The following is a 13,795-nucleotide window of genomic DNA, read 5'->3' on the forward strand; positions in this document are numbered from 1 at the left end:
GCCGTCAGGGCCGCACCGCCCGTCGACCCGCCGTCAGGCCTCCACCGGGGCTCGGACCGCCTCCGGGGCTCGGACCTCCACCGGGGCTCAGACCTCCACCGGGGCGGAGACCTCGCCGGTGCGCCGGAGCTTCTGCCAGCGCAGGCGGCCGCCGGTCACCGCGGTGATCGCCGACTGCAGCAGGACGATGTACATCAGCTGCCGGTACACCAGCTGCTGGGTCGGCAGGCTGATCAGGTGCCAGGGCTTCTCGCGGTCGAGCTTGAAGGCGTACCAGGAGAGCACGGCCTGGATGCCCAGGAAGCCGGCGAAGCTGGTGATGGTCGTCGCCGCGTCCGCGAACAGCACGCCGTAGATCAGGAAGATGTCGACCAGCGGTGCCAGCAGCGGTGCGACCACGCCGAACAGCACGACCAGCGGCAGGCCCCGGCGGCCGAACCGCCCGCGCGGCCCCTTGGCGGTGACGGCCCGGCGGTGCTTCCACATCGCCTGCATCGAGCCGTAGCTCCAGCGGTACCGCTGGGACCAGAGCTGCTGGAGGCTCGCGGGGGCCTCGGTCCAGGCGCGGGCGCGCTCGGCGTAGACCACCCGCCAGCCCTCGCACAGCACCGCCATGGTGATGTCGGTGTCCTCGGCGAGGGTGTCCTCGCTCATCCCGCCGACCGCGTCCAGGGCCTCCTTGCGGAAGGCGCCGACCGCGCCGGGGATGGTCGGGATGATGCCGAGCATGTCGTACATCCGGCGGTCCAGGTTGTGGCCGAGGACGTACTCGATGTGCTGCCAGGAGCCGATCAGGGTGTCCCGGTTGCCGACCTTGGCGTTGCCCGAGACCGCGCCGATCGAGGGGTCCGCGAAGGGCTGGACAAGCTCGCGCACCGTGGAGGGCTCGAAGACGGTGTCGCCGTCCATCATCACGACGATGTCGTGCGAGGCGGCCGCGATGCCGGCGTTCAGCGCGCTGGGCTTGCCGCCGTTGACCTTGCGGATCAGGCGGACGAACGGCATCGCCATCTCCTCCACGATGTCCGCGGTGCCGTCCGAGGAACCGTCGTCGATGACGATGACCTCGATCGGGTAGTCGCTCGCGGCCAGCGAGTTGAGGGTGTGGGCGATGCACTCGCGCTCGTTGTACGCGGGCACCAGGACGGTGACCGGGCGGGTGACGGGCTCGCCCCAGAGGTCCTGCCGCTTGGAGCGGCGGGCGTGGATCGGGGCCAGCACCAGCATCAGGGCGAACCGGCCGAAGTTCAGGAAGCCGACCACGGCGAGCAGCCCGATCAGCGTCGGCAGGGTGTGCACGGCCAGCTGGGTGGCCCAGACGTAGCCCTTGCCCGCCCACAGTCGGAAGCCGGTCACCGGCGTGGTGGCGCTGGAGGCGCCGAGCGCCTCGGAGATGGTGGTGAAGCGGTAGCCGTCGGCCTTCAGCTTGTCGATCAGGATGCCGAGCGCCTCGACGGTCTGGGAGCGGTCACCGCCGGAGTCGTGCAGCAGGATCAGCTCGCCGGCGCCGGGCGTCGTGGGCATCGCCTCCTTGACGATGGCGTCCACCCCCGGCCGCTTCCAGTCGTCGGTGTCGTGGTCGATGAAGGCGGTGACGTAGCCCCGGGCGCCCAGGTACTTGATCACCGGGTAGGTCCAGTCGTCCAGCGCCGCCGAGTTGGACGAGTACGGCGGGCGGAACAGCGAGCTGTGCACCCCCGCCGCCCCGGCCAGGGCCAGCTGGGTCTGGGCCATCTCCCAGGTGATCCGGGCGTGCGACTGGAAGGCGAAGTCCGGGTGGGTGAAGCTGTGCAGCCCGATCTCGTGCCCCTCGTCCACGATCCGGCGGATCAGCTCCGGATGACGGGCCGTCATGCCGCCGGTCACGAAGAAGTCCGCGCGCACGCCGCGGGACTCCAGCACGTCCAGGACCTTCGGGGTCCACTCCTCGTCCGGGCCGTCGTCGAAGCTCAGCACCACGGTGCGGTCCGGGATGCGGTAGCTCACCGGGTCGTCGTTGTGCTCACCGCGCGCGTCGATGACCGGGCCGCCCTTGAGCAGCGACTCCGGAACGCTCTCCTTGTCGGCCGAGTCGGCGACCCGGGCGTCGTGGAACACCTCGTTGGTGGCCAGGCCGCGCAGCACGAGCAGCGCGAGCAGACATGCCAGCAGGGAGAGCGGCATGAAGAAGCGCAGGGGTGGCGCGGCCAGTCGGCGCGGCCTGCGCGAAGACTGCCGGCGGCGCTGGTGGCGGGACAATGGTGCTCCTGGAGATGGGCGGTGCTGCGGTTCAGGGGTGCTTCGTGGACCGGGCGGACGGTGTGGCGCCGTGCGGTGCACCGGTGGTGCCGGTCATGGTGGTGGTGCCGGTCGTGCCGGTCGTGCCGGTGGTGCCGGTCGTCTTCGCCGTCGGCTTGCCCGCAGGGGTCGCGGAGCGCGAGGGCGCCTTGGAGGTCGACGTCGACGGCTTCGGCGACGGGGTGGGTGACGGCGCGGGGGTGGGCGTCGTCACGGGTTCGGCCGGCTGGGCCGTCGGCTGAGGGGGTATGCCCATCGCCGGGGCGTCGGCCTGGACGCCGACCATGGTCCCGGCCATGACGACCGCGAGGATCGCGCCGACCACCGAGACGGGCCAGCCGAGACCGCGCAGCAGCCGGCCGCGCCGACCCGACTGGGAGACGAACACCGGTGCGGGGTCGACCTCTTCGAGGTTCGACGCGGGTACGTCGGACTGTGACGGCCGGACTGATCCGCCTTCGACGGGGGTGACGACTGGGCGCACCTTGCCACGCCTTTCAGTGCAGGGTACGTAGACCACCGGAGCCTAAGGCGAACGCTAGTGCAACCCTCAGAGCGAATTGGCCGCGATGGGTGGATTTGGCCCGTTCCGAGAGAGGGCTGTGACCGGATCGCAATGCCCGCCGACGTGTTCGAGCGGGCCCTTCGTACCCCGTTAGGATGTGCCTCCCACCCGATCGGCACGCATGTGCGACCGGTACCCCGAGGAGCCCGCGTGAGTCAGCCCCGCCGCCCCCGCCGTCACCGCGGGTGGAGCCTCCTGGCCCTCCCGGTCCTGCTGGGCACGCTCGCCGCCTGCTCCGGCGGCCCGGTCTCCGGCGCCTCCGGCGGCGGCCCCGCCGGGACGGCGAAGGGCGGCTCCCCGGCCGCCGCCACGCCGACGCCGACCGGCCCTCCGGGGACCCTCTTCGACAGCTTCCGCTACACCGGCCCCACCGATCCCGCGCTCACCGCGCACGGCTGGGAGGTCCGCACCGGCGAGGGCGGCCCCGGGATCAAGGACACCTGGTCCGACGCCGGCGCGAGCTTCCCCGCCGACACCACCGCCCAGGGCGGCCGGACCCTCCAGCTGCGGGCCACCACCGACGGCACAGCGAAGGGCACCAAGCAGGTCGAGATCCAGACCACCGGCACCAAGCTCCTCAACGGCACCTTCGCCGCCAGGATCCACCTCAGCGACAAGCCGGTCAGCGGAAAGAACGGCGACCACGTCGTCCAGTCCTACTTCCCGATCTCCACCTCCGACGACTCGCCGAACTACAGCGAGCTCGACTTCGAGTACATGCCGAACGGCGGCTGGGGCAACCCCGGCCCCCAACTGGACACCACCAGCTGGTTCAAGGCGGACCCGGCGGACCGCGTCACCAAGCCGCACAAGCAGCGCCTCGAGGGCTGGCACGTCATGATGGTCACCGCCGTCGACGGGAAGGCCACCTACTCGATGGACGGCAAGGAGCTGTTCACCAGCACCGGGAACTACGTGCCGCGCGAGAAGATGAACGTCCACTTCAGCAACTGGTTCGTCGACCTGCTGCCCTCGCTCGGCGGGCAGCGCGCCTGGGACCTGAAGGTCAACTGGTTCTACTACAAGGACGCCACGGCCGTCTCCTACGCGGACGTCCAGAAGACGGTGGACGGCTTCTACGCCGCCGGCACCGACTTCGTGGACACCCTGCCCAAGTCCTGAGGCCGCCGGGGCAGTCGGAGCGTCATCCCTCGAAGGCGGCGGCCACCGCGAGGCTGTCCTCGTAGACGTGGTGACGGACGATCAGGCCCGCCTCCACGGTGAGGTGGAGGGCGAAACGGGCCCGGTACGGGCGGCCGGTGGGGCGGGCGGTCTGGCGGATCTCGCCGAGGACCACGGCCTCCGGGCCGTCGACCAGGATCCGCTCGACGGTGGTGGCCGCGACCTCCGGGACGTGGTGGGCGGCCAACTCCCGGAAGTGGTCGGCCGCTTCGGCCCGGGTGGCACGGCTCCGGATCCACGGGGTGGCGGGGCGGCCGTGCTCCGCGGCGGGCCAGGAGAGCTTCCAGTCGCCGTGCTCGGCGTAGAGCTCCGCGATCCGCTCGGGGTCACCCGCGCCGATCCGGCGCAGCAGTTCCTCGACCACGACTCGGGTTCCGGTGAAGGAAGTTGACGACATGGCGGGCCTCCCCTGCCTCGGTGCCGCGACCGGGGGCGGTGCGGCGTTGCCGTCATCATCGCCAACGGCGGACGCCCGGCGCGATTACCTCCGGGGTAAGGCTCAGTCCAGGTAGGCGCGGAGCTGGGCGGTGAAGGCGTGGGCGCGCAGGCGGGAGAGCGTCTTGGCCTCGATCTGGCGGATCCGCTCGCGGGTGACGCCGAAGAGGTGGCCGATCTCCTCCAGGGTGCGGGGGTGCCCGTCGTCCAGGCCGTAGCGGAGCTGGACGACCTGGCGCTCGCGCTCCCCGAGGGTGTCCAGGACGGCGCCGAGGTGCTGGCGCAGCAGCAGGAAGGCGGCGGTCTCGACGGGCGAGGCGGCGTCGGCGTCCTCGATCAGGTCGCCGAGGGCGACCTCGTCCTCGTCGCCCACGGGGGTGTGCAGCGAGACCGGCTCCTGGGCCAGCCGCAGGATCTCCAGCACCCGGGCCTCGGTCAGCTCCAGCGCCTCGCCGACCTCGGCCGCGCTGGGCACGGTGCCGCGCTCCTGGAGCATGGTGCGCTGGACCCGGATCACCCGGTTGATCAGCTCGACCACGTGCACCGGCACCCGGATGGTGCGGGCCTGGTCGGCCAGCGCCCGGCTCATCGCCTGCCGGATCCACCAGGTCGCGTAGGTGGAGAACTTGTAGCCGCGCGCGTAGTCGAACTTCTCCACCGCGCGGATCAGCCCGAGGTTCCCCTCCTGGACCAGGTCGAGCAGGGTGAGGCCGCGGCCGACGTAGCGCTTGGCGACGGAGACCACCAGGCGGAGGTTGGCCTCGATCAGGCGGCGCTTGGCCCGGTGGCCGAGCCGGACCAGGACGGCCAGCTCGACCGTCAGCCGTTCGTCCAACCCGCCCTGCTGGAGGGCCTGTTCGGCGAAGAGACCGGCCTCGATCTGCCGGGCCAGCTCGACCTCCTCGACGGCGGTGAGCAACCGGATCCGGCCGATCTCGCGCAGGTACTGACGCAGCAGGTCGGCGGCCGGGCCGGCCGTCTCGTCCGGCGCCGGGGCCTCGTCCGGCTCGCCCGGCGCGACGGCCTCGACCGCCTCGACCACCTCGGCGGGGCCGGTCGCGTCCGGCTCGGACTCCGCCGGTTCGACGGCGGTTTGCACGGCGGAGAGCTCCACGGGCATCCTCCCTCGGCGGTGCACGGCCGTGGGGGAGGCCGCGCCACAAGGGTTGGGATACCCAGCTCGGCGCCCGGGGATTCGGGTGACTGTGACTCAGGTCACTCCGGGGCCCGCGCAGTGCCGTCAGAGCCCGGCGGCGCCCCTGCTGCGGAGGTTCTGGGCGTACTGCTGGAGGGCCCACAGCTCGCCCTGGACGGCGTTCAGCTCCTCGGGGGTGCCGCGCCGGTCGAGCCGCTGCAGGTGGCCGCGGACCTCGGCGATCCGGCGGTCCACCGCCTGGAGGCGGAGCTTGACCAGGAACTCCCCCGCGTAGATGGTGTCGGCGGCCCGCCGGGTGCGGATCGGCTCCACCGTCAACTCGGTGACCAGGGAGCGCACTTGGTCGTCCGGGCAGGCCTCCCGGACGACTGCGGTGAAGTCCGGCAGGGTCGCGCCGTAGGCCGCGCCGCCGGCCGCCCGGATCGCCTGGCGGACGGCGGTGTAGGGCGGGGTGGGGAACTCGTCGTCGCCGTAGTTGTCGAAGGCCGGGCTGACCAGGTCCGGGTGCTGGAGGGCCAGCTTGAGCAGCTCGCGCTCCACGAACTGGGCCGGGTCCCGCGGGTCCAGGCGGTAGGCGGGACGGACGGGCTGGGCGGGAACGGCGGCCGCGGGGCCGCCGGGGCGGCGGAGCTGACGGTTCCCGTTCTGCTGGTTCTCCCGCTGCCAGCGGGCGAGTTGGGAGATCCGCCGGACCACGAACTGCTCGTCCAGGATGCCCAGCAGGCCGGCCAGCCGGACGGCGTACTCGTGCTGGATCGAGCGGTCCTTGATCTTGACGATGATCGCCGAGGCCTCCTCCAGCGCCGCGGCCCGCCCCTCGGGGGTGTCCACCCGGTGGCGGTCCACGGCGGAGCGCAGCGCGAACTCGAAGAGCGGCACCGGGTTGTCGATCAGCTCGCGGACCGCCTCGTCGCCCTTGGCCAGCCGGAGCTCGCACGGGTCCATGCCGCCCGGGGTGATGGCGATCGAGGTGCGGGCGGCGAACTTCTGGTCGTCCTCGAACGCGCGCAGTGCGGCCTTCTGCCCGGCGGCGTCGCCGTCGAAGGTGAAGACCGTCTCGCCTCGGTAGGTGGAGGTGTCCATCAGCAGCCGACGGATGATCTTGATGTGGTCCTCGGCGAAGGCGGTGCCGCAGGTGGCCACCGCCGAGGTGACGCCGGCCAGGTGACAGGCCATCACGTCGGTGTAGCCCTCGACCACCACCGCCCGGCCGGACTTGGCGATCTCCTTCTTCGCCAGGTCGAGGCCGTAGAGCACGTGGGACTTCTTGTAGATCGGCGTCTCGGGGGTGTTCAGGTACTTCGGCCCGTTGTCGTCCTCGCGCAGCCGCCGGGCACCGAAGCCGATCACCTCGCCGCCGCTGTCCCGGATCGGCCAGACCAGCCGGCCCCGGAAGCGGTCGATCAGGCCGCCGCGCTGCCCCTGCGAGGCCAGGCCGCCGAGCAGGATCTCCTTGTCGGAGAAGCCCTTGCCGCGCAGGTAGCGGACCAGGTGCTCCCAGCCCGCCGGGGCGTAGCCGACCCCGAAGTGCTTGGCCGCCTCGGCGTCGAAGCCGCGCTCGGCCAGGAAGCGGCGGCCGATCTCGGCCTCCGCGGACTCCAGCTGCTCCTGGTAGAAGGCCGCGGCCACCTTGTGCGCCTCGACCAGCCGGGTGCGCTCGCCCTGCTGCTGGCGGGGCGAGTAGCCGCCCTCCTCGTACCGCAGGGTGATCCCGGCCTGGGCGGCCATCCGCTCGACGGCCTCGGCGAACGAGAAGTGCTCGATCTTCATCAGGAAGGTGATCGTGTCGCCGCTCTCGCCGCAGCCGAAGCAGTGGAACACGCCCTTGCCGGGATGGACGTAGAAGGAGGCGGACTTCTCGTCGTGGAACGGGCAGACGCCCTTGAGCTGGCTGCCGCCCCCGTTGGTCAGCTGGACGTAGTCGTTGACGACCGCGTCGATGGGCAGCGCGTCGCGCACCCGCTGTACGTCTTCATCCTTGATCCGGCCTGCCACCCCGGAAGTCTACGTCGCCTTCGACTCGACCAAGCGGGAATGCAGGGCGAGGGCGGAGGCATCGGTGAGGGTGGCGATCTGGTCGATCACCGCGCGCAGGGCGGCCCGGTCGTCCTCGGCCTCCTCGTACAGGGCGGCGAAGACCGGGTCCAGCCCGTACGGGGCGGTGCGGGCCAGCACGTCGGCCAGCTCGGCGATCACGATCCGCTGGCGGGCGCGGAGCTGTGCCTGCTCGTCGCGCTGCATCACGTACCGGACGGCGACGGCCTTGAGCACCGCGACCTCGACCCGGACCTCCTGCGGCACCACCAGCTCGGCGGCGTAGCGGGTCAGCCGGCCCGGGCCGTAGCGGGCCCGGGTGGCCTGCTCGGCGGCCAGGCAGAAGCGGCCGATCAGCTGGCTGGTCAGGTCCTTGAGCCCGGCCCGGGCTCGGGCCGAACCGTCGTAGCCGCGCGGCCACCACTCCTCGCCCTGCAGCCTGTCCAGCGCGGCGCCGAACTCCTCGGGCTCCGCCGCGGCGTACCGGTCCGCGATCTTGAACAGCTCGGACCGCTCCTCGGCCGAGCGCAGCGCCGCCGGGTCGACGTGCCCGGCCTGGATGCCGTCCTCCACGTCGTGGGTGGAGTACGCCACGTCGTCGGACCAGTCCATCACGGTGGCCTCGAAGCACTTGCGCAGCTCCGGCGCACCGGTGCGCAGCCAGCGGAAGACCGGAAGGTCGTCGGCGTAGACGCCGAACTTGGTGGAGGCCGGGTCGGTGGGGTGGGCGCCGTGCGGCCAGGGGTACTTGGTGGCGGCGTCCAGCGCGGCGCGGGTGAGGTTGAGGCCGACGCCGTGGCCCGGACGCGGGGCCAGCGCGGCGGCGGGCTCGCCGGGCGGCGCGAAGCGCTTGGGCTCCAGGCGGGTCAGGATGCGGAGCGACTGCGCGTTCCCCTCGAAGCCGCCGCAGCTGCGGGCGGCCTGGTCGAGCGCCTCCTCGCCGGTGTGGCCGAACGGCGGGTGGCCGATGTCGTGGGCCAGGCAGCCCGTCTCCACCAGATCCGGGTCGCAGCCCAGGGCCGCTCCCAACTCCCGCCCCACCTGCGCGCATTCGAGCGAGTGCGTGAGCCTGGTCCGCGGGAAGTCACTGCGCATCGGGGCCACCACCTGGGTGGTGCCGGCCAGGCGGCGCAGGGCTGCCGAGTGCAGCACCCGCGCGCGGTCACGCTGGAACGCCGTCCGGCCCGGCCGCTTGTCCGGCTCGGGCACCCATCGGGCTTCGGCTGCGGGGTCGTACGCGGTGTCGTCCATATGGAAGTACCGTACGCCGGACAGCCGACATTCCATCAGCACCACACACGAACGCGCACCGTACGACGGACGAACGCCACCGGAGCCACCCCGGCCGGCCGGCTCCCGCTACGCCGCCACCACCGCCGGGCGGACCGCCGACTGGTACCGCGACAGCACCAGCTCGGCCATGCCCGGATGGGCCCCCAGCGGGGCCGCGGTGATCCACGGCGCCGCGGCGGCCGCCAGCCGGGCGAAGTCCCCCGGGGCGGTGAAGTACGAGGCGACCGCGATCCGGCGGTGGCCTTCCGCCGTGAGGCCGGCGACCGCCTCCGTCACGCTCGGCCCGCCCGCCGCGACGGTGCCGACCCGGACCGGGACGCCGAGGCGCGCGGCCAGCAGGGCCGCCTGGGCCTCGGTGTCGGTGGCGGCGTCCGGATCGCGGGAACCGGCCGAGGCGAGCACCACCGCGTCGCCCTCCGGCCCCCAACCCGCCTCCACCAGACGTTCGGTGAGCAGCTCGGCGAGCAGCCGGTCGGGCCCGAGCGGGGCCGTCACCACCCCGGTCACCTGCGGCGCGGCCGCCACCAGCGCGGGCAGGTCCACCTTGACGTGGTACCCCCGGCTGAGCAGCAGCGGCACCAGGACGGCCGGGCCGCGCAGCTCGTCCAGCACCTCGGGCAGCAGCGGTGCGTTCAGCCCCAAGTGGGCGATCCGGACGTCGAGTTCGGGCCGTCGGACGCGCAGCAGCGCGGCCAGCCGGCCGATCTCGACCGCCGTCTCCGGATCCCGAGAGCCGTGCGCCACCAGCACCAGGGCCGGACGGCGGGCCGCGTGCAGCACCCGGACGGGCGGGAGCACCCGGCGCACCGGGCCGGCGGTGGTGGTGGAGGTCGTCGTCATGCCCCCAGCATGCCCGGCCCCTGTTTCACCCCGGGCCCGTCCAGATCAACCCCCCGTTAACCGGAGCTCACAGCGGGACGTGCGCGCCGAACATCGGCTCGTCCTCGTCGACCACCAGGGACTCGCGGTGGTGCTCCACCATCCGGCGGGTCTCCTCGTCGGTCTCGGTCAGCCAGGCCCGTTCGAGGGCCGCCGCGTGGTGCGGCGCTCCGCAGTCGATGGCGTAGAGCAACTCCCAGCCCGCCCGCCGCACCGCCGGCTCGGGGCGCTCCAGCATCGCGTAGTAGACCGGACGCCCCGTCAGCAGCAGGCCCCGGACGCGCTCCAGCATCCCGGTGTTCCCCGCCGCCTCCTCCGAGTCGTCGGGCTCGGCGAAGGCCAGGTCGTAGAGCACGCCGGCGGCCTCGACGGCCGCCTCGGCGGTGGGAGAGGCGCAGAGCGCCGTGAGGAACGGCACCAGGTGCTCGGCCGCCTCGGAGTAGCGGTTGGAGGCGATGTCGTAGCACTCGTGCGCGGCGTCCGCCGCGGCCCCCCAGATGTCGGTGGTGCCCTCCTCCCCCGTCTCCATCGCCCGGAGGGCGACCGGGATGTTCCCGGCGTCGCGGCCGGGCCCCGGCACCCGCATGCCCGCCCACGGGAGGTCGTCCAGTCCGTCCAGCAGTGTCGTCATACCGCGAAGGCTAGGACCGGGGTCCGACGGAGAGCACGATCTTGCCGGAGGTGCGGCCGGTCTGGCTGAGCTCGTGGGCCTCGGCGACGCGCTCCAGCGGGAGTTCGGCGCTCACCTCGGGCCGCAGCAGCCCCTGCTCGGCGAGGGCGGCCAGCTCCCGCAGGCCCGCCTGGTCGGCCTCGACGGCCATGAAGCCGGCCCGCAGGCCGAGCGCGGCGGCCTGCTCGGCGAGGTACTGCTCGGCCGGGGAGGCCAGCGAGACCAGGACGCCGCCCGGCCGCAGCACCCGGAGCGAGCGCGGGCCGTACTCACCGCCGACCGGGTCGACCACCACGTCCACCGGCTCGACCACCTCCTCGAAGTCCACGGCCGTGTAGTCCACCACCTCGTCCGCGCCGAGGGCGCGCAGGAAGTCGTGCTTCGCGGACCGGGCGGTGCCGATCACGTACGCGCCGCGGGCCTTGGCGATCTGCACCGCGAGGTGGCCGACACCTCCTGCCGCCGCGTGCACCAGCACCCGCTGACCGGGCCGCACGTCGGCGGTGTCCACCAGGGCCTGCCAGGCCGTCATGCCGACCAGCGGCACGGCAGCCGCCTGAACGTGCGTCAGCGCGTCCGGCTTGCGCACCAGGTGGCGGGCCGGGACGGTGACGTACTCGGCGTAGGTCCCGGCCGGGGCGGGGTGGCGCGGCATGCCGAAGACCTCGTCGCCGACGGCCAGGGTGGTGACGCCGATGCCGACCGCCTCGACCACGCCGGAGACGTCCCAGCCCAGCGGCACGATCCGGCCGGCCAGACCGCCGCTGCTCCGGTGCCAGACGTCGGTCGGGTTGACCGAGGTGGCCAGGACCCGCACCAGCACCTCCGCCACGCCGGGCTCCGACCGCTCCACCTCCACGACCTCCAGGACCTCGGGGCCGCCGAACTCGTTCTGGCTGATCGCACGCATCGTCATCTCTCCTGCTCGGAAGGGGTTTCCGGCGGACCGTCCGGCCGCCTGACACCAAGATCCCGCAGCTGGCCGCCCCGAACGAGTGGCAAGATTGCCGATATCTGAAAGGATCTCGCCATGCACCGTGTGGTCACCCTCGCCCTGGACGGCGTCTACCCCTTCGAGCTCTCCATCCCCAACCGCATCTTCGGCGTGGCCGCCGCCCCCGACGGCACCCCGCTGTACGAGGTGGTGACCTGCTCGCTGGACGGCGGCCCGGTCCGCACCGAGGCCGACTTCACGGTGCAGGTGCCGCACGGGGCCGAGGTGATCGCGACCGCCGACACCCTGGTGATCCCGCCGTTCACCTGCGAATCGGCGGACCAACAGGACTGGCTCCCGGCCGAGTTGGCGAGGGCCCTGAAGCTGCTGCGCCCCGGGGCGCGGATCGTCTCGATCTGCACCGCCTCCTACGTGCTGGCCGCCGCCGGCCTGCTGGACGGCCGGCCGGCCACCACCCACTGGACCGACGCCGGCGACTTCCAGCGGGCCTACCCCCTGGTGCGGGTGGACGCGGACGTGCTCTTCGTCGACAACGGCGAGGTCCTCACCGCCGCCGGCTCGGCGGCCGGGATCGACCTCTGCCTGCACCTGATCCGGCGCGACCACGGCTCCGAGGTGGCCAACCGGGTGGCCCGGCTCTGCGTGGTGCCGCCGTGGCGGGAGGGCGGACAGGCCCAGTACATCGAGCGGCCGGTGCCCGAACCGGAGGAGGCGAGCACGGCGGCCACCCGGGCCTGGGCCCTGGCCAACCTCCACCAGCCGCTCCCGCTGGCCGAGTTGGCGGCGCACGCCCGGATGAGCGTGCGCACCTTCTGCCGCCGCTTCAAGGACGAGACCGGCCTGCCGCCGGGCCAGTGGCTGATCCACCGGCGGGTGGACCACGCCCGCCGGCTGCTGGAGACCACCGACCTCCCGGTGGACGAGGTCGCCCACCGCTCCGGCTTCGGCACCGCCGTCTCGCTGCGCCAGCACCTCTCCGGCACCATCGGCGTCGCCCCGCTCGCCTACCGCCAGTCCTTCCGCACCCCGGCCTGACCCGGGCTGCCCGCCCCGGACCGCCCCGCCTACCGCTCGCCCGCCGCCAGGGAGTCCAGCGCGCGTCCGAGCCGCTCCAGCACCTCCGCCACGGCCGCGAACTCCGCCTCTCCGCCCAGCCGTTCGGCCAGTGCCGCGGCGGTCACGGCGTGCCCCGGGGTGATCCGGGCGACGGCCGCGTAGCCCTCCTCGGTGGGCGCGAGCAGCTTGGCCCGGCGGTGCGCCGGGTTGGGCCGGTACTCGGCCAGCCCCTTCTCCACCAGCAGGTCGGCGATCCGCTGGACGCTCTGCCGGGTGATGCCCATCGCGCGGGCGATGCCGGCCACCGGCAGCGGCTCGGACAGCACCGCGCCGAGCACCTGCCACCAGGCCGCCGTCAGCCCGGCCGGAGCGGCCAACTCCTCGGCCACGCCGAGGAACTGGCCGTTGAGCCGGAAGACCGCCAGCGCCGAGCGGCTCAACGAGGAGGCTGCCGTGGGGAGTTGGCTCACCGCTGGGCCGCCGCTTCCAGCACCGGGTAGGCGCTCGCGTCGGAGTGGCGGAACAGCCGGTACCAGGCGTCCAGCACCGCCGGCTCCATCACGTCCAGGCGGCCCAGCACCTCCCGGGCGAAGGCCACCGGCTCGGTCGGCCCGGCGGTGACCAGCAGCCCGTCCGCGGAGGTGACGGCCTCCGTCTCCCGGTAGTCCGCGGCCCCCTGGTAGCCCGGCTGGAAGCCCAGGTACTCCGCCGCCGCCGAGGTGTGCGCCCGCCCGTCCAGCAGTCCCTCGCGGGCCAGCCCGGCCGTCGCCCCGCAGATCGCCGCCACCGGCACCCCGGCCGCCACGAACTCCGCCGCCTTCTTCGCGAACGGCGCCAACTCCTCGCCCGCGTCCCAGAGCCCGGCTCCCGGCAGGATCAGCATCGCGCTCTCCTCCGGCGCCAGCGCGTCCAGCGGGAGGTCGGGCAGCACCCGCAGCCCGCCCATGGTGGTGACCGCGCCCGAGGCGCCCCCGAGCCCGACGGTGCGGATCTCGAAGGCCGGGCCGGACGCCCGGTGGGCCATCCCGTTGCGCAGGTGGGCGACGGCGTGGCCGTACTCCCAGTCGGCGAGCGTGTCGTAGACGGCAAGGTGAACGGTGCGCTGCTGCATGGCTCCTCCTCGAATCCCCCTGTCGACAGCATCCTGTCACATTGACAGCATGCTGTCCATTGCGGTCTCACATCGGCGCCCCGCCCCCGCTGAGGCCGAAGTTCCGGCCGCGAAACAGCCCTGCTCCCACCGGTTAACACCCACGAATCAAGCTCGGACCGAGAGCTCGCAGGGCACGAACC

13 protein-coding genes are annotated in these 13,795 nt (G+C 73.2%); 2 read left to right on the forward strand and 11 right to left on the reverse strand.

Features of this window, described 5'->3' with window-relative positions:
• Positions 1–87: 87 nt before the first annotated feature.
• A complete protein-coding gene (locus ACWCYY_RS07920) occupies positions 88–2,175 on the reverse strand; it encodes a bifunctional polysaccharide deacetylase/glycosyltransferase family 2 protein (RefSeq protein ID WP_449795546.1) in 2,088 nt (695 codons plus the stop codon).
• A gap of 94 nt (positions 2,176–2,269) precedes the next feature.
• Positions 2,270–2,665, reverse strand: a complete 396-nt coding sequence (locus tag ACWCYY_RS07925) for a hypothetical protein (protein ID WP_449795463.1) — start codon at positions 2,663–2,665, stop codon at positions 2,270–2,272.
• 327 nt (positions 2,666–2,992) lie between these two features.
• Between ACWCYY_RS07925 and ACWCYY_RS07930 the strand changes: the two genes are divergently transcribed.
• Complete coding sequence (locus ACWCYY_RS07930; protein WP_345287732.1) at positions 2,993–3,964, forward strand: glycoside hydrolase family 16 protein; 972 nt, start codon at positions 2,993–2,995, stop codon at positions 3,962–3,964.
• Positions 3,965–3,986: 22 nt separating this feature from the next.
• Here ACWCYY_RS07930 and ACWCYY_RS07935 read toward each other — a convergent pair whose 3' ends face one another.
• From ACWCYY_RS07935 to ACWCYY_RS07965, 7 genes are all read right to left on the reverse strand, one after another.
• Positions 3,987–4,421: a nuclear transport factor 2 family protein gene (locus ACWCYY_RS07935; RefSeq protein ID WP_449795464.1), complete on the reverse strand. Its 435-nt coding sequence runs from the start codon at positions 4,419–4,421 to the stop codon at positions 3,987–3,989.
• A gap of 102 nt (positions 4,422–4,523) precedes the next feature.
• The gene (locus ACWCYY_RS07940) at positions 4,524–5,579 is read right to left on the reverse strand and encodes an RNA polymerase sigma factor (protein WP_345287728.1); all 1,056 of its coding nucleotides are present in this window, start codon (positions 5,577–5,579) and stop codon (positions 4,524–4,526) included.
• Between the two features lie 120 nt (positions 5,580–5,699).
• Positions 5,700–7,610 carry a DNA primase gene (gene dnaG, locus ACWCYY_RS07945; protein WP_449795465.1) on the reverse strand — a complete coding sequence of 637 codons (1,911 nt, stop codon included), beginning with the start codon at positions 7,608–7,610 and terminating at the stop codon, positions 5,700–5,702.
• Positions 7,611–7,619: 9 nt separating this feature from the next.
• A complete protein-coding gene (locus tag ACWCYY_RS07950; RefSeq protein ID WP_345287724.1) occupies positions 7,620–8,900 on the reverse strand; it encodes a deoxyguanosinetriphosphate triphosphohydrolase in 1,281 nt (426 codons plus the stop codon).
• 108 nt (positions 8,901–9,008) lie between these two features.
• Positions 9,009–9,782 carry a sirohydrochlorin chelatase gene (locus ACWCYY_RS07955; protein ID WP_345287723.1) on the reverse strand — a complete coding sequence of 258 codons (774 nt, stop codon included), beginning with the start codon at positions 9,780–9,782 and terminating at the stop codon, positions 9,009–9,011.
• 67 nt (positions 9,783–9,849) lie between these two features.
• Positions 9,850–10,452 (reverse strand): hypothetical protein, encoded by a 603-nt coding sequence (locus ACWCYY_RS07960; RefSeq protein WP_345287721.1) that lies wholly within the window; start codon positions 10,450–10,452, stop codon positions 9,850–9,852.
• A gap of 10 nt (positions 10,453–10,462) precedes the next feature.
• Entirely contained in the window at positions 10,463–11,401 is a 939-nt protein-coding gene (locus tag ACWCYY_RS07965) for an NADP-dependent oxidoreductase (RefSeq protein WP_449795466.1), read from the reverse strand.
• Between the two features lie 120 nt (positions 11,402–11,521).
• Between ACWCYY_RS07965 and ACWCYY_RS07970 the strand changes: the two genes are divergently transcribed.
• Positions 11,522–12,481, forward strand: coding sequence for a GlxA family transcriptional regulator (locus tag ACWCYY_RS07970; RefSeq protein WP_449795467.1), 960 nt, complete (start codon positions 11,522–11,524; stop codon positions 12,479–12,481).
• Positions 12,482–12,510: 29 nt separating this feature from the next.
• On the opposite strand, the gene ACWCYY_RS07975 is transcribed toward ACWCYY_RS07970, so the two are convergent.
• Positions 12,511–12,972: a MarR family winged helix-turn-helix transcriptional regulator gene (locus tag ACWCYY_RS07975; protein ID WP_345287716.1), complete on the reverse strand. Its 462-nt coding sequence runs from the start codon at positions 12,970–12,972 to the stop codon at positions 12,511–12,513.
• Positions 12,969–13,613, reverse strand: coding sequence for a DJ-1/PfpI family protein (locus ACWCYY_RS07980; protein ID WP_449795468.1), 645 nt, complete (start codon positions 13,611–13,613; stop codon positions 12,969–12,971). Before ACWCYY_RS07980 ends, ACWCYY_RS07975 begins: the two co-directional genes overlap by 4 nt.
• Positions 13,614–13,795 lie beyond the last annotated feature (182 nt).

The organism is Kitasatospora sp. NPDC001664 (genome assembly GCF_053596675.1).